We start from the raw sequence: 21255 nt of genomic DNA on the forward strand, positions 1-21255 counted from the left end.
GCTAGGTCAACGCAGTGAGAAAGCGCTCATTGAGCTGACGATCATGATAAAAGATTGCCTTGCCCAGCTTGTCGGCATCCCAAGTGATCGGCTCATGATCCGGGTAGAAATAGTCACCGCCACAGAACACTTCGTTACGGTTTCCAGACGGGTCAAAGAAATATATCGTCTGACCGTGCGTAATACCATGCCGCGTAGGACCTATATCGATAGATGTCTCGGTCATGGAGATCAGATCGCCTGCGCGCAGCACCTCTTCCCAGGTTTCCAGGAAAAATGAGGCATGGTGAAATTTGCCCGGTTCAGGATGATCGATGAAAGCAATGTCATGTGCTTTCATACTGGCGGTCAGGAATTGAGCCACACGCTTGCCATCCGGCGTCATCACCTGTTCGCAGATATCAAAACCCAGCACCTCACGGAACAGCTCCAGTGTTTTGTCCAGCTCGGGCCCGTATAGCAAACAGTGATCAAAACGCTGTGCTTTCATGCCCTTGAGATCACGAGGCCAGGCTTCCGGGTTGTGATTACCGATGCCGTAGCGACCGGTCTGCTCTTTATCGGCATACAGCTCAAAGGCATGCCCGGTGGGTGCCTGAAAGCGGATACGGCGACCACAGCCTTCAAGCTCCCCGGCTGCAATCTGCTCCACTTCGCAGCCATGCTCGACCAACTCACCGTGGAGCTGTTCCAGAGTCGCTTCGTTGAGTACCTTGAACCCCATGAAGTCCATACCGGGCCGATCGGCTTCACGCAGGACAACAGAGAAGCGGTCGACCTCGGTCCAGCCCTTCAGATAGACCCGTCCCAGGGTATCGCGGCCGACTTCGATCAGTCCCAGCAGGTCACGATAGTGAAGCAGTGCTTCGTCGATATCCAGGACACGAATCTGAACGTGTCCCGGGCGCATTACACCTTTTTTCATTGTGCTGATCTCATTGTTGTTATTGTGTTGGGTTACTGCTCAGCTGTTGTTGGCTCAGCTGGCGGAAAACTTTTCAAAGTAGATATTGGCGTTTTCCATCTGGCGCTGATCGAGCCAGTTTTTCACCGCCTCAACCATCGGCGGCGGGCCACAGAGATAGGCATCCACCTCACCGGCGTTGAAATGCTGCTCTTCAAACAGGTCGGTCACCACACCTTCCGGCCCTTGCCAGCTTTCATCTGGCTGCATCACGATGCTGTGGTAAGTGAAACTGGGAATCGCCTGCTGATAGCGGTCCAGGCGCTCCAGCTCGCAAAGGTCTTCCGGTTTGGTGACGCCGTAGAACAGGTTGACCGGCTGATCGATACGGCTCGGCTCGGACTCCATCTGATCCAGCATGCCCAGAAATGCCGCCAGGCCGGTGCCGCCTGCGACCAGAATCAGCGGGCGCTTCACCTGCTGCAGATAAAAGGCCCCCAGCGGCGCCTTGAGACGAATGCTGTCACCGGGCTGGGCACGATCACGCAGGTAATTGCTCATCACCCCATCCGGCAACAAACGAATCAGCAGCTGCAGCTGATTGTTTTCGTTGGGCTGACAGGCAAAGGAATAAGAGCGCCACTCATCGGTACCGGGCACCTGCACATGGGCATACTGGCCCGGCAGGAAGTCCAGCTGCCCCTCACGACCACTGGCATCCAGATGCAGGGTTGCGGTGGAGTCGGACAGGACTTCGACCCGGGTTACCACGGCCTCGACCTCTTCAGGTCCGGCACTGGTGCACAAAGTGGAGTCAAAATCGAAACGAACGGCACAGTCACTTTCGACCCGCATCTGACAGGCCAGAATACCGCCCTTTTCCAGGTCATCTTCACTCAGGGCATCTTCATCGACATATTCAAGATCATACTGGCCGGACTGGCAGGTGCCCTTGCAGGAGGCACAAACACCTTCACGGCAATCCACCGGCAACGTAAGGCCGTGACGCAGAGCCGCGTCCATCAGGACTTCCCCCGGATTAATGCCGATAAAGTGGGTGCGTCCATCACTGAAGTTCAGTGCTACCTTATGCATACTACTCACCATTGCTCACTCGTAAACGAGCACCCGAAGGTGCTCAGACGTGGTAGAAATCCAGCACATGGCGGATCTTGTCGTTCAGCACGATGGCGCGCTTACTCATGATCTTCCAGCTGTTCCCGTCTTCACGCAGCTGGTACTCGGCCCAGCCGAAGAAGCACTCGGCTTCACCAAAACGGAAAAAGTGCGTGACCCAGTTGGCTTTCACTTGCCACAGGCCATCGTCCTGCTGTTCCGCCTGAACATTATCGATCAGGTGCATGGTGCGTGGCATGGGCGTACAGGCAGCACTTTTGCCGGTGCGAATTCGGAACACACGGTCCTCAAGCCCGGCACGGGTCGGGTAATAGATCAGCGACATTTCGCGCTTGGGGTTGGTGGTGTACACATGCTCGCTGTCCCATTGAGGGATATGGAACAGGGACTCGGGGTCAAACATATCGAGATACTCATCCCACTGCTGACGGTCGCAGTACTCGGACGCACGGTACAGAAACTGCTCGATGCTCTGGATAGTATTGCTCATGGTTTAACCCTCCTTCTTCGCTTTGGCTGCCAGACCTTCCAGCAGGTAGCGCTGCCAGGTAGAGTGCTGGTTTACATACAGGCCTTCCTGAGTAAATTCGGTGCCGGTAATTACCGGTTCAATACCCAGCGCACGAGTATTGGCTGTAGCACCATAGGCCCAGTTTTCACAGCCACGGGAAATGTCATTCCAGCGCTCGGCCCGGCCTTCAAAGCCTTTCTGAGCCTCACGGAATTCCACCAGATCATCCGGGGTCCCCATGCCGGAGACGTTGAAGAAGTCCTCAAACTGACGAATGCGGTTTTCTCGATCGGCATCAGATTCGCCTTTCACGCCCAAACAAAAGCTGTGTACTTCGGTCTTGTTCCAGGCCACCGGGCGCACCACACGCAACTGGGAGCTGATCTGATCCATGAAAAACAGGCTCGGGTAAATATTCAGATTACGCAGGCGATGCATCATCCACTCGGCACGCTCCTGGCCATACTCTTCAACCAGGCGAGGCATAACGGAGGCATAGCCCGGACGCACTTCCGGGTTCGGCATGTCACTGAAAAGAATGGTATGACCGTTCTTGAAGGCAAACCAGCCATCGTCGGTTTCCTTGTCACCGGCACCGAGCTTACTGTAGTCCAGCGTTTTGCTGCCGCCGTCGGCTTTGGCCGCATCCTGCTGCTGACGGTGCTGAACCGTGGCTACGTAGTTGTAGTGAACGGTGCTGACGTGGTAACCGTCGAGGCCGTTTTCGTTCTGCAGTTTCCAGTTACCGTCAAAGGTGTAGGAAGAGGAGCCCGGCAGGACTTCCAGCTCACCGGTGGGCGACTGAGCCGACATCATGTCGAAGGCGATACGGGCGTCACCCAGGAACTCCTCCAAAGATTGGGTGCACTCGGTGTTCAGGTTGATGAACACAAACCCCTTGTAGCTGCTCACCAGCGCCTTGCGCAAGCCGCGGGTTGATTTGTCGAAGTCTGCCGGATATTCATCAGGCGCCTTGACCTTCACCAGCTTGCCATCGGTCTTGTAGCACCATGCATGGAAGGGACAGGTAAAGGTGGACTGATTACCCTTGCACACACGGGTCAGGGTGGCACCGCGATGCTGACAGGCATTCAACAGTGCGTTGATCTCGCCCTTGCCATCGCGGGTAATGATCATCGGCTGGCGACCCGCCTGCATGGTGAAAAAATCGTGGTTGTTGGCAATCTGGCTTTCGTGGCAGGCGTAGATCCAGGTGTTCTCGAAAATCAGTTCCATTTCGAGGTCGAACAGCTCGGGGGCGGTGAAGATCTTGCGCGCTATCTTGTAGGTCTTCTCATCCGGGCGAAAGTCGAGGGCCGACTCAACGGTTTCACGCCAATGTTCCAGTGTCTGATTGTTATTGTTCATACTTGGTCTCCGTTAGCATCGGGCTGATCATCTAGCCCTCCTCTCTTATCGTGCCAACCATGAAACCAGAGCTTGTAAGCCCCAGCTATCCGATTTTTCCTGAAGCGTTATCCCATTTTTAACCTTCGCCAAACCTATCCCCACCCAATCGATAAAACATTGACCATTCATGACGGGTAGTGCTAATTTAAAAGGTGGATTAAGCCATGCCCCCTGGCCTGAACAGACAATAATAATTAAAAATGGTTATCCTATGCTGGAAACAGACAGTCTTATCGATGATAAGCCTCCCAATAAGATCCTGGCTGACATACAGAATGCCAGCGATGCCATTTCATGGATGTCAAATATATGTGGCCCACATGACCTCAGGGTTCATGATGCACATAAAATGCATTTCAGACATGTCGGAAACATTCTCAACTCAACGACAACGGCTATCGGATATATTGAATACGGCACGGATGTAACCGTAAAAGTCGAAGACCTGAGCAACAGCTATAGCATCAGCCTTCCCCTCAGCGGATATCAGGAGCTGAGTTGTGCCGAAGGCAATGTTCAGTCCAATATCACCAGCGGTGTCATCATTTCACCTGCTGCACCCTACGAACTCAATATCAGCGGTAACTGTCGCAAGACCCTGGTACGTATTTCACGCCAGGCAATGAAAGTCGGACTTGAGGCGATGCTTGGCCGAATAACCGATAAGCCTCTGATTTTCGAAGCCAAAATGGACGCAAAAGTGGGCTCTTCCAGTGCCTGGTGGCGTACCATCCGCTACATAGAAAGCGAACTTGGCAACCCTGACAGCCTGTATAACAGCCCCGCTTTCATCCGCGACATTGAACAGGCACTGATCAAGGGAATCCTGACATCACAACCCCACAACTACTCTGACGATGTCAAAAAAGCACTCAGAAACAACCTGCCCTCCTATCTGGTCAAAACGATTGATTATCTAAAGGAACATGCCAGAAATGATATTAACATGGATGATATCGAGTGGATCTCAGGTGTTTCAAGAAATAAACTATATTCGGATTTCAAACGCCATATTGGCATTCCACCAACCGCCTACTTAAAGCGTATTCGAATGGAAGGAGTCCGTTCTGACATTATAAAACCAACAGGATCAGAAAATATTTCATCGATTGCACTAGGATGGGGGTTTACTCACCTTGGACGATTTTCAGCCGATTACAAAAAGTTTTTTGGTGAAACCCCGTCGGAAACACTTGCCAAGTCAAAAATAAATTTTTAATTCATCATATAATCTCATAGAAGATTATCAGCTAAGAAACATCAAAAAAGCCCCGCTTTATAGCGGGGCCAAGAGACGACAACGAAGGGTGAAACACAACTGAAAGGGCAGGATCAGCGCCCCAATTTCTTGGCTGACTGCCCTCCTATGCCAAAATGCTGTTTGGGCATTTCATCAATCAGGACACGGACGCTTTCTTCCGGCGCATCGAGAGAACGGGCGATGGCCTGCGTCACTTCCTTGATCAGGTTCTCCTTTTGCTCATCCGAGCGGCCTTCCATGATGTGGATATTCGCGATCGGCATAACAGACTCCTCAGACGAACTTGCCGCTGATGCTGCCCAGGCCCTGGTAACGCACGGTGAAAGCATCGCCCTTGTTCACCTGTACCGCTGCGGTGATAGCACCGATCATGATGAATGAACCGGCCGGCAAGCTTTCGCCGCGCTCGCCCATCATATTCGCCAGCATGGCCACAGATGCCGCCGGATGCCCCAGTACCGCCGCACCGGCGCCAGTCTGTACCACTTCACCGTTGATCTCCATGACCACACCGATATTTTTCAGATCGATATCGGCAATATCCGCCATGTTGCCACCAGTCATGAAGCGGGTGGAGGACGAGTTATCGGCGATCACGCTCTTGAGGTCGAACTTGAAGTCCTTGTAGCGAGAGTCGATCACTTCCACGGCCGGCATGACAAAATCGGTGGCACGCAGCACATCACCGATGTGTACGCCCGGACCTTTCAGCTCGTCTTTCAGTACGAACGCCAGTTCGGCTTCGATCTTCGGGTGGATCAGCTCATCATGCTTGATCTCACCACCTTCAGGCACACTGAAGTAGTCGGCCAGAAAACCGTAGCAAGGATGTTCGACACCCATCTGTGCCATCTTGGCCCAGGAGGTCAGACCCATTTTCATCCCGACAATCTTGTGACCGCGTTCTTCCTTGCGGCGACGGATCTCCCACTGAATATCAAAGGCATCCTTGTAGGTCATCTGCGGGAAGTCATCGGTGATCTTGGTGATCTCGTAGGCTTCCAGCTCGGCGTTTTCACAATGGATCGCCAGCTCTTCAATCTGGGATTGAGTCAACTTGTTTTCGTACAGTTCAGCCATTAGATCAGCCCCTTCTCTTTCGCCATGGTCAGTGCCAGGTCTTCAATCATGTCTTCCTGACCACCCACGGTACCGCGGCGACCAAGCTCTACCAGAATGTCACGGGCCTGGATGCCGTACTTCTTCTCCGCGCGCTGGGCAAACAGCAAGAAGGAAGAGTAGACACCGGCATAGCCCAGGGTCAGTGCATCGCGGTCCACTCGGATCGGCTGATCCATGATCGGGAATACGCGGTCTTCGGCCACATCCATAATCTTGTACAGATCGATACCGGTCTCGACGCCCATACGATCCAGCACGGCGCAGAACACTTCCAGCGGCGTGTTGCCGGCACCGGCGCCCAAGCCTGCCACTGAGCCGTCGACACGGGCAGCACCGGCTTCAATCGCCGCCAGAGAGTTGGCAATCGCCATGCCCATGTTGTGGTGGCCATGGAAGCCCACTTCCACGTTAGTCGGAAGCTCGGCACGCAGCAGGCCGATCTTGGCGGTCACTTCGTCCGGCAGCATGTAACCGGCCGAATCCGTGGCGTAGATGCAGTTGGCGCCGTAGCTGACCATCAGTTTGGCCTGCTCCAGAATTGTTTCCGGGCTGACCATGTGGGCCATCATCAGGAAGCCGACGGTGTCCATTTCCATCTTGGCGGCCATGCCGATATGCTGTTCGGAAACATCCGCTTCGGTACAGTGAGTGGCCACACGAATGGTGGAAACGCCGCAGTCTTTCGCCATTTTCAGGTGATCGACGGTACCGATACCCGGCAATAGCAGTGCGGAGACCTTGGCGTTTTTCATCTTCGGCACGACGGCGTTGAGGTATTCTTCATCGCTGTGCGCCGGGAAGCCGTAATTCACGGATGCACCGCCCAAACCGTCACCGTGGGTGACTTCGATCAGCGGCATGCCCGCTTCATCAAGGCCCGTGGCGATGTTGACCATCTCGTCCAGGCTGATCTGGTGACGCTTGGCGTGCATGCCGTCACGCAGAGACATGTCGTGCAGGGTTACTTTTTTTCCATTCAGGTTCATTGTGCAACCTCCTCGGCCTGCACGCCAAAGGCGTGCATACGCTTATTCCGTACGGACAGACTCATACCGTGCAGCGTGACTTTCTTACCGTTCAGATTCATTGTCATTTCCTCCGTTAGCCACGCTCAGGCAGGGTGATGGCGCCGTTGGCCGCTTCTTCAGCGAACATCTCGGCAGTGCGCAGACCGGCCGCAGTCATGATGTCCAGGTTGCCGGCATACTTGGGCAGGAAGTCGCCCAGGCCTTCCACTTCCATGAAGCAGGAGACACGGTTGCCATCGAACACAGGGCCGTTCACCAGACGGTAGCCCGGTACGTACTTCTGCACGTCCTTCACCATGGCATGCACGGATTCGGTGATGGCGGCCTGATCCGGCTCGCCTTCGGTCAGGCAGTGAATGGTGTCACGCATGATCAGCGGCGGCTCGGCCGGGTTGATGATGATGATCGCCTTGCCTTTCTTGGCGCCGCCCACTTTCTCCACAGCGCCAGCCGTGGTGCGGGTGAATTCGTCGATGTTCTGACGTGTGCCCGGACCGACAGAACGAGACGATACCGTCGCAATGATTTCACCGTACTCAACCGGCTGTACGCGCGACACGGCCGCTACCATCGGGATGGTCGCCTGGCCACCACAGGTCACCATGTTGACGTTCATCTCCAGGTTCTTGGCATGATCGGCCAGATTCACCGGCGGCACGCAGTAGGGGCCGACAGCCGCAGGCGTCAGGTCGATCATGATCACGCCCAGCTCGTTCAGCTTGCGGCTATTTTCGGCGTGAACGTAGGCGGAGGTCGCATCGAAGGCCACGCGGATGTCATCTTCAACCACGTGCGGCAACAGGCCGTCTACGCCGGTCGCACAGGTTTTGATACCCATTTCCGCAGCACGCTTGAGCCCCTCGGATTCAGGGTCGATACCCACCATCCACACCGGCTCGATCCATTCTGAGCGCTGTATTTTCATCAACAGGTCGGTGCCGATGTTGCCCGGGCCGATAATGGCCGCTTTCAGTTTCTTGCTCATTATTTTTATCCTGTAATCAACTTGGGCTGATCAGACAAAACGGACAGACGCGCCGCCGATGCCACCAATGCTGACGCTCATGAAATCACCGGCCTGAACCGGCTCCAGCGGCACCAGAGAGCCGGACAGAATCACTTCACCGGCCTTCAGCGGAATACCGAACTGGCCCAGGGTATTCGCCAGCCAGGTAACACAATTGACCGGACTGCCCAGTGCCGCAGCACCAGCGCCGGTGCTGATGATGGAACCGTTTTTCTCGACCACCATGCCGCAGGTCGCCAGATCGACCTTGCGCGGGTCGACGGCACGGTCACCCAGAACGAACAGACCGCAGGAGGCGTTGTCGGCTACGGTGTCCTGGATCTTGATCTGCCAGTTCTCGACGCGTGAATCGACCACTTCGAAGCACGGCAATACGCAATCGGTGGCAGCCAGTACATCAGCCGCAGTAATACCCGGGCCCATCAGGTCCTTTTTCAGGATAAAGGCGATCTCACCTTCCGCTTTCGGCTGCATCAAGCGCTCGGAGATCGGCATCTCTTCGCCCTGGCTGAATGCCATCTTGTCGGTGAGATAACCGAAATCCGGCTGTCCCACACCCAGCATGTTCTGCACGGCTTTTGAGGTCAGACCGATCTTTTTGCCGATAATTTTTTCACCGGCTCCGATGCGACGCTCCAGCATTCGCAGTGAAATATTGTAGGCATCTTCAATGGTGATATCGCTGAAACGCTCAGTCAGCGGACGTACCGGCGTGCGTTCGAGCATCGCCTGGTAGAGTTCGTCACCGCATTGTTGAATCAATTGCTTGTCCATCATCTGTCCTCAGAGCTTGATGCAGATATTCTTCAGTTCGGTGTAGAACTCAAGACCGTGTACACCGCCTTCACGACCAATACCCGACTGCTTGGCACCACCGAAAGCGGTACGCAGGTCACGCAGGAACCAGGAGTTGACCCAGGCCAGGCCCACCTCCATCTGTTCGGCCACACGTACGGCACGGGCAGAGTTTTCTGTCCAGATAGCACAGGCCAGACCGTAGTCGGTGTCGTTGGCCAGCTTGATCACTTCTTCTTCGGTATCAAACGGGCGAATATGGCAGCAAGGGCCAAAGATCTCTTCGCGGATGACACGAGCCTCATCGGACAGGCCGGTCCAAATAGTCGGCTCGATCCAGGCGCCGTCATTCAACTCGGCCCCCATATCCGGAATGCCGCCACCAATCTCTATGGTCGCCCCCTCTTCACGGGCCAGATCGTAGTAGTACTTGACCTTATCCCGGTGCTCGAGACTGACCAGCGGGCCGAAGTTGGCTTCCTTATCTTCCGGGCGCCCCAGCCTCAACTTGGCCACTTCTTCCTTCATGCGGGACAGGAACTTCTCGAAAATCGGACGCTCGACGTAGACACGTTCTGTACCCAGGCAGACCTGGCCACAGTTAACAAACGCAGAGCGCATGGTGCCTTCAACCGCTTTTTCGATGTCGCAGTCAGCGAAGACGATACCCGGGTTCTTGCCGCCACATTCCATGGATATGTTGCGCAGACCCACAGACGCGGCACGCATGATCGCCTCGCCGGTACGGGTTTCACCGGTGAAGGTGATGGCGTTAACCAGCGGATGGGTGGTCAGGAATTCACCGGCGGAGTTGGGACCAAAGCCGTGTACCACGTTGAATACACCGGCCGGCACGCCACACTCGTTCATCACTTCGCCCAGCAGCGTCGTGGTCGCCGGCGTTTCCTCGGATGGCTTGACCACTACGGTGTTACCACAGGCCAGCGCCGGACCGACCTTGAAGGTCATCAACAGCAGCGGCAGGTTCCACGGGGAGATAACGGCGATGACGCCTTTGGGCGTCCGATGCCCCACATTCAACGCACCCTTGCCATCCGGCGTATCCATGCGGAAGCCTTCAGTCGGATGGTTGGCCAGGGTTTCGGAGAATGCCTTGAAGTTGGCGGCACCGCGGGGAATATCGATATGGCTGGCAATGGAGCGCGGCTTGCCGGTATCGAGACACTCGGCTTCCAGAAACTCGTCGAAACGCTCGTTAATACGGTCGGCAACCTTGTTCAGCATTTCGGTACGCTGGGCCTGAGTCAGTTTGCTCCAGGGGCCACTCAGGGCCGCCTTGGCCGCACGCACTGCCGCATCCACTTCGACTTCACCGGCTTCATGAACGGGACCAATCAGACTGTTGTCGACCGGACAACGGTTTTCGAAGGTCTTGCCACTGGCAGAGGCCACGTACTCGCCGTTGATAAAATGCTTGAACTCTTTCATGGCTCACCTTGATCAGTTTCGGCCAAAACAATGTCGGGCCGATCGTTTTATTGTTGGATCACACAGCAACAGTCCCTGCCACGAGGGCTGAGCGCCAGGTTGAAATCCAGTATAGCGTTGCAAAAACGGGATAAAACACGCAAAAATGAGGGTTCAAATTCCCATACTTGGAATTTGAAGGGCAGGTTCAGCCCTGCGGGAGAAGAGACTGTACGGCACGCAACAGGCCGCTTCATTCAAGCGCCCCGCAGGCCGAGTAAAAGGATGCAAGCCCTCCCCAACCCACAAGGCAGGAGGGCCGTCTGTCGACTGGCTAGAGCTGCTTGACCTTATCCATCACGAACTCGATCAATGCGCGCGTTTTGACCGGCAGGTTCTCTCGGTGCGGATAGAGCATATGCATGGTACGACCTTCCATCGACCACTCCGGCAGCAACTGTACCAGCTCTCCACGTGCCAACTCCTCGGCAACCACATAGCGAGGCATGCAGCACACACCCAGATCCCGCTTGACCGCATCCACGGCAAAACGGATTTCATCCGTACGCAAGTGAGCATGGGGGGTAAACGTGACGGCGTGTCCATCCTGATCGTGAAAACGCCAAAATGCAGAGCGCCTGAGAACCACCAGGGGCAGTTGAGACAGGTCTTCCGGGTGCTGTGGCGACAGGTAACGCTTCATAAGCGCAGGCGTAGCCACCACAACCATCTCCGTTTCCATCAATGGACGTGAAATCCAGTCATTCAGCGTCACCTTGCCCAGGCGAAACGCGACATCGATGCTGTTTTTGACCAGGTCCACATTCTCATTACTCAAGAACATCTCGACACTGACACGCGGATTGACCTCCATGAATTCGAACACCCAGTCTTTCACATAGTGATGCCCCAGAGTCAAAGGAGCTGTAATCTTGATATCGCCCGAAAGAGAGGATAGCTCGCTGTTGACATCTTCCGAGCGCATTTCCAGCTCACTCATCACCGGTGACAGGCTGCTATAGAAACGCTGCCCGGATTCCGTCAGACCAAATTTCTTCGAGCTGCGATGAACCAGCTTATAACCCAATTGCTGCTCAAATGACTGCAGACGGCGCGAAAGCGTCGAGGTCGGTATATCGAGCTGGCGAGCCGCGGCCACCAGACTGCCCTTTTCAACCACTTTGATGAAGTAGTACAGGTCTTGATAGTTCATATTATTATTCTCAAAAATGAAATCACGCCTTCCCGCGTATCCTGTAGATAAATATCCCTGCAAGCCTATATTGGTCAACCATAAATACGGAAAAATCGTTGAAAAGACGACATCCGGGACAGCCGTTGATCTCTCTATTATCCAGCCTTCAGGTCTTCATGATGCCAAAAACAGAATCTACACCACCGCATGAGGCAGCGGTGACCGTTGTGATTTCACGCCGGGTCATCAAGGGTCGGGAACAGCCTTTTGAACAGCTCAGCAGTGAAATGACACAGCGCGCATCCCGCTACCCGGGCTATCTCGGTGCCGACCTGTTCCGCCCGGCCAACGCCAACGATCCCGAATACCGGATCATTTTCAAATTTTCCAACGAGAACACTCTGGCTGACTGGCAGGCGTCGACCGATCGAGCCGAGATCCTGGAGCAGATCGAGCCCTTGCTGATCAGCCCGAGCGAAGTGGAAACCATATCCGGTATTGTCAACTGGTTTACGCTGCCCGGCCATAATCCGGTCAAGCCACCGGCCAAGGCCAAGATGACATTTGTCAGTTGGCTTGCCCTCTATCCGACCGTCACCCTGGTGTTCTTTCTGTTTGGCGACCAACTGGCACAAATCCCCCTGCTTCTGCGCACGCTGCTGGTGACCGCCGTGGTCATGATCGCCATGTCTTACCTGCTTATGCCGCGTTTTACCCGCTGGTTTGCCTTCTGGCTGTTTCCCAAGCATGAGCAGAACGAGCGCTGAGCCGGACCTTACTATTTTCAGGAACAACCATGACTTTGAAACTGACTGCCGTCGACCAGTCCCCCGTACAGGGCCTTCCCGGCGATGTCTCGCCGGTCGCCCTCAGTGTTGACCTCGCCCGTGCCTGTGACCGGCTGGGCTATCACCGCTACTGGCTTGCCGAGCATCATAACAGCATCAATTTTGCCGGCCCCTGCCCGGAAATACTCATCAGCCATATTGCCGCCCACACCGAGCGTATCCGGGTCGGCAGCGGTGGAGTCATGCTGACTCACTACAGCCCCTACAAGGTCGCCGAGCAATTCAGCATGCTGGAAACGCTTTACCCGAATCGCATTGATCTGGGTATCGGGCGTGCTCCGGGAGGCGATGCACAGGCGTCTCACGCTCTGGCTTACCCGTCCAATCCCGGACATGAAGACTATGCCGAACAGGCCTGGCTGCTTCAGCAGTTATTACACGGTACTCTACCCAACGATCATCCCTATCAGGGTCTGCAGGTAATGCCCGGCCCTCGGGTCTCGCCACAGACCTGGATGCTTGGCTCCAGCGGAGGCAGTGCGGGCCTGGCGGGGCAGCTGGGCATGAACATGTGCCTCGCCCTGTTTATCAGCCCAACCCCCGCTCCAGCGACAGTGATGTCGGAATACAAACAGGCCTGGCGCGACGCCGGACACACCGGGGAGCCAGATACCAGTATTGCGGTTGCAGCACTCTGTGCCGACAGCCGTGAAGAGGCTGAATACCTGGCCGCTCCAGCCATTTATTGGAAGGTCAAAGCTTTCCGACAGGGTATTCGAGAAGTAGTTAAGAGTCCGGACGAAGCGCTTCGGCTGAAAACGCAACTGCCCCCATCAGAGCAGGCATTTTTTGATGCCGTTCAGCAGTCGATGATTCTGGGGAGTGCCGAGGAGTGTGCCGAGCATATCAATCGGATCGCGGATCTATACCAAACCCGCGAAGTCGGCATCGTAACCGTTACGCACGATTACCGACATCGGTTACGCAGCTACGAACGCCTGGCCCGTGCCTTGATCAAGTAAGCAGCAGGCGCTCTCGGTGTCGAGAGCGTCTCATCATACGGTTCAATCCGATACCAGTGCCAGTGCCCGTGCATGCACATCCGCATTGGCGCACGCCAATACCTGACCTTCAGAATCCAGTCCCAGTCGCTGTCCCTGCCAGTCAGTGATCATGCCACCGGCCCCCTCGATAACGGGCACCAAAGCCAGATAGTCATAGGGCTTGAGCTGCGTTTCGATCACCAGATCGACATAACCGGCCGCCAGAAGCGCGAAGGCATAGCAGTCGGTCCCGAAGCGGCAGGCCGGTAAGCTGCTCTCCAAACGGCCAAAGGCAACACCGTCCTCCCCCGTGAAGAAGGCCGGCGAGGTGGTATACCAGATGGCCTGCTCAAACTCGCTGTCCGCCTTGGCGACAACCGCAGTGCCGTTGAAGCGTGTCGGTTCGCCTTGTACGCCAACCCAGCGCTCGTTCAGTGCCGGAATATCGATTACGCCGACAACCGGCTGCCCGTCTTTCAGCAGAGCAATCAATGTGCCGTAGAACGGCATACCGGCCACAAAATTTTTGGTACCGTCGATAGGATCAACCACCCAGGTGAACGGGCTGTCCACGTTGGCAGAACCTGATTCTTCGCCAAAAAAACCATGCTGAGGATACTGTTCGCGTATCATCTCTCGTACCCGTTGCTCGGTTTCACGATCGGCAATGGTGACGGGCGACTCATCGCTTTTAATATCAATATCCAGCTTTTTGCGGAAATATTTGAGCGATACGCCTCTGGCCTGATCAGCCAGCTGCTCGGCAAACAGCGCGTATTCTTTGAAGTCGGGCGAATTCATCGGGTTGGAGCCTATAGGAAGTGTTCAACAAACAGTATCCAGATCGATACCGGACCATATTCTCGCCGGGCCGCCAAGCGTTTCAAACGATAACGACTCTCTGGCCGGCACGCCTGTAACATGGGCGCGCCGGCAAGGTTATCAGGCGTACGGCCTCCGGTCGACCATGGCCTTATTCAAGCATCCACAACGCCAGAGCCGGAAACAGGGCCACCAGCAGCAGGGTCAAAATCTGCAAAGCGACAAACGGCATGGCTCCCTTGTAGATTTCCAGCATGCTGATCTCCTGAGTAGCGCTGCGTAAATAGAAAAGCGCCATCCCCACCGGCGGGGTCAAAAAAGAGGTTTGCAGACACAAGGCCATCAAGATGGCGACCCAAACCGGCTCAAATCCGAACCCGGTCAAAACGGGCATGACCAAAGGCGCAACGATCAGGACAATTTCCATCCAGTCCAGGAAGAACCCCAGCAAAAAGACGACCAGAATCACCAGAGCCAACACGCCCTCGGGGCTGAACGGCAATGCATACAGCGCATTTTCAATAACTTCATCGCCGCCATAGCCACGCAGCACCACCGAAAAACAGGATGCCCCGAAGATCAGCGCGTACAGAAACGCGACGGTACGTCCGGTTTGATAACACACCTGACGCAGGTCATTCCAGCTCAGTCGCCGGGCGGTCCAGGCCAGCACCGTCGCACCTGCTGCACCTATCCCTGACGCCTCGGTCGGCGACGCAATACCGGCCAGAATCGACCCCAGCACAGCCATCACCAACAGCAGCGGTGCCAACAGCGCTCCGGCCATCTCACGTACCAGCCCCCGTGTATCAGCTTCCCTTTCACTCCGGACCATGGCAGGCATATCATGCGGTCGCAGCCAGGCGTATGCCAACAGAAAGGCCACAAAACTGGCCGCCAAGAGCAAGCCCGGCAGAATGGCCCCCATGAACAGATCGCCGACAGGAATGCGCAGCTGATCCCCCATAACAACCAGCATGATGGAAGGTGGCACCAGAATCCCCAGACACCCTGTAGCACCGACTGTACCGGCGCTAATCCAGCGCGCGTAACCGGATTGCATCATGGTCGGTAAAGCGATGGTTGCCAGCAGTACAACCGACGCACCGATGATTCCCGTCGATGCCGCCAGAACCACACCGATCAGTACCACGGCAATCGCCAGCCCGCCCGGCGCGGGTCCCAACACACGGCGCATGGCCAGAATCAGCCGCTCCGCAATGCCGGAGCGATCCAGCATAAACCCCATGAAGATGAACATCGACATGGGGATCAACGAGTAACTCGACAGGGTGTCGAAAATGCGATTGGAAACAAAACCAATCATCCGCAATTCAGCTACTTCGGCTATTTCGAAGGGCGCCAACAGGCTGCCCAGTGCCGCAAACAGAACGCCGACACCTCCCAGTACAAAGGCAACCGGAAAGCCCGAAAAAAGCAGCAGCATAAAGCAGCCAAAAATCAAAAAGACAAACAGTGCATCCACGCAAAACTCCTAGTCGGCACGCCGAGCAACAAGATGACACAGGCTTTTCAGCAGCAGCGCTATGCCCTGCAACATCAGTAACGTCATTCCGACCGCCATCATGCCCTTGATCAGATAACGTGCCGGCAAGCCGGATGGCATCGGAGACCCCTCTTTCAGCTCCCACGAATACGCGGCCAGTTTCCAGGCATGCCAACTCAACAGCCCCGTAAAGGGCAGAAACAACAGCACCAGCCCCAGCAGGTTGATCCAGCTGCGTCCTCGAGACCCCAGACGGTTGTACACCAGGTCAACCCGCACATGCTCGTCAGCCTGCAAGGTATAAGCGAGACAACACATCACCACCGTTGCGTTGAGGTGCCATTGCAGCTCTTCCAACTCAATCAGGCCGATATCAAAGACGTAGCGCAGAATAACGTTAACCAGAATCGTCAGGATCAATAGCGGCAGGATCAGCGCCCCGCTTTTGCCGACCCGGACCGACAGACGCTCGATAGCCTCTGCCAACTGACGTACAGGCATGAACATCCCCTCCAGATGGATGAGGCAGCCAAGCTGCCCCATTCACGACTCAATCGGATTTATGCGAGCTCCACAGAGAAGTGCGCTCGCGGTAGGACTGAAGCGACTCCCAGACGCGCTTGAAATCGGGATCTTCGGCCGCCTGTTCGGCCATCACCTCGGCCGTCGCTTGGCGGAATACCGACATCACTTCTTCCGGAAAGGATCGGATCTCGGTGCCAGCCGCCTTGAAGCCGGCAATGGCTTCTGCATTCTGCAGGGTGGTCGATGTGATCGACCAGATATGGGTTTCACGACAGGTATCTTCGATCATGCCGCGCTGGGCATCACTCATGGCGTCCCACTTGCGCTTGTTTACGATCAGCTCGTTAATCGCCGCCGGCTGATGCCAGCCCGGGAGGTAGTAGTACCTGGCAACCTTTTCGAAGCCCATGTCACGATCGATTGCAGGCATGGAAAACTCGGTGCCATCAATCACGCCACGCTCCAGATTCGGATAGATATCACCACCACTGAGCAGGACGACCGAGGCTCCGGCCTTTTTCATCACTTCTCCGGCCAACCCGGCAAAACGCACTTTTTTGCCCTGAAGGTCTTCAGGACTGTTGATTTCGAAGGTATACCAGCCCCCGGCCTCGGCATCCATCAGACCACAGGGTACGGGTACTACTCCCTGTTTGGCATAAATTTCGCGCCAAATCTCAAGCCCACCGCCGTTATACACCCAGCCCAGGTAGTCCATGGCATCGGGACCAAAGGGCACACCGCCAAACAGCTGGACGGCCGGGAAGCGGCCCGCAACGTACAACGGCGTGGTATACCCCGCATCCAGGCTGCCCTGCTGCACGGCATCGAAAATCTGCAGCGGCGGCACCAGTTTACCGGCAGAGTAAAGTTTCACCTTAAGACTGTCGGCGCCTTTAACGTTCAGGCGGTCGGCAAAGTGTTGGGCATTCTGCCCACTGGCAGGCAACGTCAGGGGCCAGGCGCTCTGCACATCCAGTGTGACTTTTTTGCCTGAGCAACCGATGAGAGTCCCAGCGGGATCGTCAGGGCCAATGAATATAAAACGGCTTTCATACTGTTCTCTCTTATTTTTGTGTTGTGACGAAAGGTCGGCAGAACACCGACTCCCTTGACACTTACCAGGGCATGCCGCGCTCGGTTACCAGCTTGCGTACCATCGCGTCGTAGAATTTCACGGCGAAGCCGCTGTCACTGATCAGTTGCTGGGTCAGCCCGGCACACCGGGTCTTGATGTCATCCGCAATCGGGTTGTCCTTACCTCCCAGCGCTCCCGCCGTCACCTGGATCTCGGCTGCTCGCTGTACTGTCCACAGCAGGAAAAACGTGCGCTCGATATCGGCCTCTCCCACAGCAATCCCGTGGTTTCGCAGTACCAAAACATGGCGATCGCCCAGGCTGTCGAGCATGCGAGCTCGCTCCTCACTGAACAGTGTGATCCCTTCAAAATCGTGGTAACCAATGCGGTTATACAGTTGAGCCCCATAGAAGTCGTCATGGCCAAAACCGTCTTTTTTCAAAGCGATGGCTGACACTTCATTAGTGTGGGTGTGCACGACACAATGAATATCGTCACGGGCACCGTGGATGGCACTGTGCAAGGCAAAACCCGCCGGATTGGCGTCATACTCCGAAGGTTCCACCTTGTTGCCGTCCAGATCGACCTTCAGCAGGTTCGCCGGGGTCACTTCCGTATAGTTAAGGCCAAAAGGGTTCACCAGATAGTGTCCTTCATCACCGGGTATACGCACCGAGATATGGTTGAAAATGGTTTCCGTCCAGCCAAAGAAGTCGACCAGACGGTAGCAGTACGCCAGTTTGACTCTGAGCGTCCATTCCTCAGCCGACATGCCTTCCGGGCAGTGGGCACCAAAATCAATATTAATGACTTTTTTCATCGCGCTATTCCTTCAGGCAGACTCAATCGGAAAATCCATTACGTCCCGGAAAGGACGGGGCCAGCTCACGAGCGTTGGGCATTTTCAACCAGAGGCGCACCAGCTTTCGGCGCCGAGCCGGTTCATCATGATCCTCGAATCCGGTACGCGAATGCAGAACCATGTAGTTGTTGGCGAACTGGATATCGCCGGGCTCCAGCATCATGTCCAGCTTGATGGCACTGCGATGCATGATGTCATCGAACAAATCCATTGCCGACACCTGCTCTGGCGTCAGGGGAACCCCGGCAATGTCGTGCCCCAGCTCAATGTACTGCCGCAGGTAGCGGCAACTCAGTTTGCCTCGGTGGTAACTGAATATGGGGGAAGGCGTCGGTTTTTCCTCGCCAAGATGCGCAAAGTAGAAGGGCTGGTAGAGCACCTCCAAATACTCGGGCGCTTCATCCAGAATGGTGTTGTAGATGGTGGCAGCACTGACCAGACTGCTCAGTCCTCCGTTTTTGGCCCGCTGGATCGACAGCAGGCCTACCACGTCCGACAGGTCCGTGTGATAAGGCAGGTACGCGTTGGTTTCATAAACGCGCGTGTTCTTGTCGTCCAGATCACCAACATTGGTCACCATGCCAAGCAAGTCACCGCGAGCGTTCTGCTTGACACTTCGCCCCATGTACAGGCCCAGCCCGTAATAGAGGGACTGCAGTTCTTCTTCACTGTAGCGATCGGCATCCAGCCCCCGAATCAGGATGAAGCCCCGCCCCTCTTCCAACTCATTCAGAATACGATCAATGCTCGGTCGTATAGGCTCGATAGGAAAATCGCTCTGTTCAAAGTCCGGCGCCTTAAACCCCTTGCTCTGCACGTGTTCCAATGCCTGATGGAGCACTGCCTGCTCGTCAGCCGAAAGCGAATAGATCCAGCCTGAATCCGAATCGAGGTCCTGGCCCATCCAGGCAACCCTGCCATCAATGGCCTGGCTATAATAATCAATCATCAGTTCTGCCCTTGCGTATTGTTATTATTGAATTCCGTTTTGTACGCGTTGAAGCATCTCTTTCAATACGGCCTGCTCCTGCGAGCTGAGAGCGGACAACACCTTGCGCTCATGCTCAATAGCCATATCCAGCAAGCGTTCGGCCAACTGCCTGCCGGTATCCGTCAGCCGAATGCTGTCCTCGGACAGGCTTGCCAACCCTTTTTCTCTCAGCCATTCGCCAGTCTCTTTCAATGCTTTTACCGGCTGTGAAACCTGCCGACAGACCTGCTCCAACGCCATGGCTTCACCATCGGCAAGCAGGGTCAGGATACGCCACTCCTCGGCCGTGACAGCAAAGTGACTCAGACGCGGATAGAAATCCGTAGCATAGGCATTGAGGGTTTGACGCAACTGATACAGCAGGTAATCGCCCAGGAAACCACGTGCTTCCAACGACTCGGTGGGAGCCTGTACCGCAGGGTGTGTCTCGGGTACAGCGTAGCGGCCATTATGAAAGACCAGTGAGCTGACGTTGTCTTCATACCCGTACTCTGTCACCTCACCCACGACGATGAAGTGATCCCCGCCTTCGTACACCTGCCAGGTATTACACGCGAACCAGGCAGCGGTATCAGGCAACAGGGGAGCGCCGTTCGCACAGTCGCGAGTGGCCACTCCGGCAAACTTGTCCTCGCCGCGCCGTGCAAAGCCGTTAGACAGCTCAACCTGATCATTGCGCAATACGTTGATGGCAAAGCCATTGCCCTGGGTAAAGGCATCCAGACTCCAGGCCCCCTTGTCGATACTCCAGAGCACCAATGCGGGCTCTATCGACAGGGTATTGAAACTGCTGGCGGTCATGCCTACGGGGGTCCCTTCGGCATCCCGTGTCGTGATAACCGTAACACCGGTCGGGAACTTGCCCAGTGCGCGACGAAAGTCTTTCGGATCAAATGACATGCGATGGTTCCTCCGGCGTCAGGTCAGAGCGGTCAGGAAGCGCTCGTTGAGCTGACGATCATGGTAGAAGATCGCCTTGCCCAGCTTGTCGGCGTCCCAAGTGATCGGCGCGTGGTCCGGGTAGAAGTAGTCTCCGCCGCAGAACACCTCGTTGCGGTTGCCGGACGGATCAAAGAAGTAGATCGTCTGGCCATGGGTAATGCCGTGGCGGGTCGGCCCGATATCGATGGAGGTATCGGTCATGGAGATCAAGTCACCGGCACGCAGCACATCTTCCCAGGTTTCAAGGAAGAACGAGGCATGGTGAAACTTGCCCGGCTCAGGGTGATCGATAAAGGCGATGTCATGCGCCTTCATGCTGGTAGTCAGGAACTGTGCCACTCGCTTGCCGTCCGGCGTCATGATCTGTTCGCACAGGTCAAAGCCCAGCACCTCACGGAACAGGTCCAGGGTCTGGTCCAGCTCCGGGCCGTACAGCAGGCAGTGGTCAAACCGCTGCGCCTTCATGCCCTTGAGATCACGGGGCCAGGCTTCCGGGTTGTGATTGCCGACGCCGTAACGACCGGTCTGTTCCTTGTTGGCAAAGAGTTCAAAGTAATGCCCGGTCGGTGCCTGAAAGCGGATTCGGCGACCACAGCCCTTGAGTTCCTCGGCCGGGATCTCTTCAACGCCACAGCCGAACGCCAGCAACTCCCGGTTCAGGCGATCAACCACCTCCTCGTTCAGGCACTTGAAGCTCATGAAATCCATGCCGGCTTCATCGGCTTCTCGCAGCACCACCGAGAACTTGTCCACTTCGGTCCAGCCCTTCAGGTAGACACGGCCCTGCTCGTCGCGATCCGTTTCGATCAGCCCCATCAGCTCGACATAATGGTTAACCGCTTCTTCCAGATCCAGCACACGAATTTGTACATGTCCGGG

22 protein-coding genes are annotated in these 21255 nt (G+C 55.7%); 3 read left to right on the top strand and 19 right to left on the bottom strand.

Going from position 1 to position 21255, the window contains the following annotated elements:
- Position 1: 1 nt before the first annotated feature.
- From H1S06_RS03010 to antA, 4 genes are read right to left on the bottom strand one after another with little or no spacing between them, the layout of a single operon-like run.
- On the bottom strand, positions 2–925 hold the full coding sequence (locus H1S06_RS03010; RefSeq protein WP_181737058.1) for a catechol 2,3-dioxygenase: 924 nt from the start codon (positions 923–925) through the stop codon (positions 2–4).
- A gap of 54 nt (positions 926–979) precedes the next feature.
- Positions 980–1999, bottom strand: coding sequence for an anthranilate 1,2-dioxygenase electron transfer component AntC (antC, locus tag H1S06_RS03015; RefSeq protein ID WP_181737059.1), 1020 nt, complete (start codon positions 1997–1999; stop codon positions 980–982).
- Between the two features lie 43 nt (positions 2000–2042).
- Complete coding sequence (antB, locus tag H1S06_RS03020) at positions 2043–2531, bottom strand: anthranilate 1,2-dioxygenase small subunit (protein WP_181737061.1); 489 nt, start codon at positions 2529–2531, stop codon at positions 2043–2045.
- A 3-nt stretch (positions 2532–2534) separates the two neighbouring features.
- Positions 2535–3920, bottom strand: a complete 1386-nt coding sequence (antA, locus tag H1S06_RS03025; RefSeq protein ID WP_181737063.1) for an anthranilate 1,2-dioxygenase large subunit — start codon at positions 3918–3920, stop codon at positions 2535–2537.
- Positions 3921–4089: 169 nt separating this feature from the next.
- On the opposite strand from antA, the gene H1S06_RS03030 reads away from it, so the two are divergent.
- Positions 4090–5181: an AraC family transcriptional regulator gene (locus H1S06_RS03030; protein ID WP_181737066.1), complete on the top strand. Its 1092-nt coding sequence runs from the start codon at positions 4090–4092 to the stop codon at positions 5179–5181.
- 113 nt (positions 5182–5294) lie between these two features.
- Here H1S06_RS03030 and H1S06_RS03035 read toward each other — a convergent pair whose 3' ends face one another.
- From H1S06_RS03035 to H1S06_RS03065, 7 genes are all read right to left on the bottom strand, one after another.
- The gene (locus tag H1S06_RS03035) at positions 5295–5486 is read right to left on the bottom strand and encodes a 4-oxalocrotonate tautomerase (RefSeq protein WP_181737068.1); all 192 of its coding nucleotides are present in this window, start codon (positions 5484–5486) and stop codon (positions 5295–5297) included.
- Between the two features lie 10 nt (positions 5487–5496).
- On the bottom strand, positions 5497–6303 hold the full coding sequence (dmpH, locus tag H1S06_RS03040) for a 2-oxo-3-hexenedioate decarboxylase (RefSeq protein WP_181737070.1): 807 nt from the start codon (positions 6301–6303) through the stop codon (positions 5497–5499).
- Positions 6303–7331 carry a 4-hydroxy-2-oxovalerate aldolase gene (dmpG, locus tag H1S06_RS03045; RefSeq protein ID WP_181737072.1) on the bottom strand — a complete coding sequence of 343 codons (1029 nt, stop codon included), beginning with the start codon at positions 7329–7331 and terminating at the stop codon, positions 6303–6305. Before dmpG ends, dmpH begins: the two co-directional genes overlap by 1 nt.
- A 115-nt stretch (positions 7332–7446) precedes the next feature.
- On the bottom strand, positions 7447–8358 hold the full coding sequence (locus tag H1S06_RS03050) for an acetaldehyde dehydrogenase (acetylating) (RefSeq protein ID WP_181737074.1): 912 nt from the start codon (positions 8356–8358) through the stop codon (positions 7447–7449).
- 30 nt (positions 8359–8388) lie between these two features.
- Positions 8389–9174, bottom strand: a complete 786-nt coding sequence (dmpE, locus tag H1S06_RS03055) for a 2-oxopent-4-enoate hydratase (RefSeq protein ID WP_181737076.1) — start codon at positions 9172–9174, stop codon at positions 8389–8391.
- 9 nt (positions 9175–9183) lie between these two features.
- Complete coding sequence (locus H1S06_RS03060) at positions 9184–10644, bottom strand: 2-hydroxymuconic semialdehyde dehydrogenase (protein WP_181737078.1); 1461 nt, start codon at positions 10642–10644, stop codon at positions 9184–9186.
- A 313-nt stretch (positions 10645–10957) separates the two neighbouring features.
- Positions 10958–11836, bottom strand: a complete 879-nt coding sequence (locus tag H1S06_RS03065) for a LysR family transcriptional regulator (protein WP_181737080.1) — start codon at positions 11834–11836, stop codon at positions 10958–10960.
- Between the two features lie 161 nt (positions 11837–11997).
- Here H1S06_RS03065 and H1S06_RS03070 point away from each other — a divergent pair, with 161 nt between their 5' ends.
- On the top strand, positions 11998–12585 hold the full coding sequence (locus H1S06_RS03070) for an antibiotic biosynthesis monooxygenase (RefSeq protein WP_181737082.1): 588 nt from the start codon (positions 11998–12000) through the stop codon (positions 12583–12585).
- A gap of 29 nt (positions 12586–12614) precedes the next feature.
- Positions 12615–13628: an LLM class flavin-dependent oxidoreductase gene (locus H1S06_RS03075; protein ID WP_181737085.1), complete on the top strand. Its 1014-nt coding sequence runs from the start codon at positions 12615–12617 to the stop codon at positions 13626–13628.
- A 42-nt stretch (positions 13629–13670) separates the two neighbouring features.
- Here H1S06_RS03075 and hisN read toward each other — a convergent pair whose 3' ends face one another.
- The 8 genes from hisN to H1S06_RS03115 all read right to left on the bottom strand — a co-directional run.
- A complete protein-coding gene (gene hisN / locus H1S06_RS03080) occupies positions 13671–14450 on the bottom strand; it encodes a histidinol-phosphatase (protein WP_181737087.1) in 780 nt (259 codons plus the stop codon).
- Between the two features lie 172 nt (positions 14451–14622).
- Entirely contained in the window at positions 14623–15957 is a 1335-nt protein-coding gene (locus tag H1S06_RS03085; RefSeq protein WP_181737089.1) for a TRAP transporter large permease, read from the bottom strand.
- Positions 15958–15966: 9 nt separating this feature from the next.
- On the bottom strand, positions 15967–16479 hold the full coding sequence (locus H1S06_RS03090; RefSeq protein WP_255482878.1) for a TRAP transporter small permease subunit: 513 nt from the start codon (positions 16477–16479) through the stop codon (positions 15967–15969).
- Positions 16480–16528: 49 nt separating this feature from the next.
- Positions 16529–17476 carry a TRAP transporter substrate-binding protein gene (locus tag H1S06_RS03095; RefSeq protein WP_328515306.1) on the bottom strand — a complete coding sequence of 316 codons (948 nt, stop codon included), beginning with the start codon at positions 17474–17476 and terminating at the stop codon, positions 16529–16531.
- Between the two features lie 145 nt (positions 17477–17621).
- Positions 17622–18401 (bottom strand): class II aldolase/adducin family protein, encoded by a 780-nt coding sequence (locus tag H1S06_RS03100; RefSeq protein ID WP_181737091.1) that lies wholly within the window; start codon positions 18399–18401, stop codon positions 17622–17624.
- A 22-nt stretch (positions 18402–18423) separates the two neighbouring features.
- On the bottom strand, positions 18424–19392 hold the full coding sequence (locus H1S06_RS03105; RefSeq protein WP_181737093.1) for a TauD/TfdA family dioxygenase: 969 nt from the start codon (positions 19390–19392) through the stop codon (positions 18424–18426).
- 24 nt (positions 19393–19416) lie between these two features.
- A complete protein-coding gene (locus H1S06_RS03110; protein WP_181737095.1) occupies positions 19417–20334 on the bottom strand; it encodes a flavin reductase in 918 nt (305 codons plus the stop codon).
- Between the two features lie 18 nt (positions 20335–20352).
- Positions 20353–21255: catechol 2,3-dioxygenase (locus H1S06_RS03115; protein WP_181737097.1), on the bottom strand; the 903-nt coding region annotated here is incomplete at its 5' end.

Origin of the sequence: Marinobacterium marinum (assembly GCF_013868415.1) — a bacterium.
In the GTDB taxonomy this organism is placed as follows: Bacteria; Pseudomonadota; Gammaproteobacteria; order Pseudomonadales; family Balneatricaceae; genus Marinobacterium; species Marinobacterium marinum.

Coding starts and splice junctions, on each gene's coding strand:
- H1S06_RS03075 (WP_181737085.1), top strand. CDS start 12,615: ATGACTTTGAAACTGACTGCCGTCGACCAGTCCCCCGTACAGGGCCTT.
- H1S06_RS03070 (WP_181737082.1), top strand. CDS start 11,998: ATGCCAAAAACAGAATCTACACCACCGCATGAGGCAGCGGTGACCGTT.
- hisN (WP_181737087.1), bottom strand. CDS start 14,450: ATGAATTCGCCCGACTTCAAAGAATACGCGCTGTTTGCCGAGCAGCTG.
- H1S06_RS03060 (WP_181737078.1), bottom strand. CDS start 10,644: ATGAAAGAGTTCAAGCATTTTATCAACGGCGAGTACGTGGCCTCTGCC.
- H1S06_RS03090 (WP_255482878.1), bottom strand. CDS start 16,479: ATGCCTGTACGTCAGTTGGCAGAGGCTATCGAGCGTCTGTCGGTCCGG.
- antA (WP_181737063.1), bottom strand. CDS start 3,920: ATGAACAATAACAATCAGACACTGGAACATTGGCGTGAAACCGTTGAG.
- antC (WP_181737059.1), bottom strand. CDS start 1,999: ATGCATAAGGTAGCACTGAACTTCAGTGATGGACGCACCCACTTTATC.
- H1S06_RS03110 (WP_181737095.1), bottom strand. CDS start 20,334: ATGTCATTTGATCCGAAAGACTTTCGTCGCGCACTGGGCAAGTTCCCG.
- dmpG (WP_181737072.1), bottom strand. CDS start 7,331: ATGAACCTGAATGGAAAAAAAGTAACCCTGCACGACATGTCTCTGCGT.
- H1S06_RS03010 (WP_181737058.1), bottom strand. CDS start 925: ATGAAAAAAGGTGTAATGCGCCCGGGACACGTTCAGATTCGTGTCCTG.
- H1S06_RS03030 (WP_181737066.1), top strand. CDS start 4,090: ATGACGGGTAGTGCTAATTTAAAAGGTGGATTAAGCCATGCCCCCTGG.
- H1S06_RS03105 (WP_181737093.1), bottom strand. CDS start 19,392: ATGATTGATTATTATAGCCAGGCCATTGATGGCAGGGTTGCCTGGATG.
- dmpE (WP_181737076.1), bottom strand. CDS start 9,174: ATGGACAAGCAATTGATTCAACAATGCGGTGACGAACTCTACCAGGCG.
- H1S06_RS03100 (WP_181737091.1), bottom strand. CDS start 18,401: ATGAAAAAAGTCATTAATATTGATTTTGGTGCCCACTGCCCGGAAGGC.
- H1S06_RS03065 (WP_181737080.1), bottom strand. CDS start 11,836: ATGAACTATCAAGACCTGTACTACTTCATCAAAGTGGTTGAAAAGGGC.
- dmpH (WP_181737070.1), bottom strand. CDS start 6,303: ATGGCTGAACTGTACGAAAACAAGTTGACTCAATCCCAGATTGAAGAG.
- H1S06_RS03035 (WP_181737068.1), bottom strand. CDS start 5,486: ATGCCGATCGCGAATATCCACATCATGGAAGGCCGCTCGGATGAGCAA.
- H1S06_RS03050 (WP_181737074.1), bottom strand. CDS start 8,358: ATGAGCAAGAAACTGAAAGCGGCCATTATCGGCCCGGGCAACATCGGC.
- antB (WP_181737061.1), bottom strand. CDS start 2,531: ATGAGCAATACTATCCAGAGCATCGAGCAGTTTCTGTACCGTGCGTCC.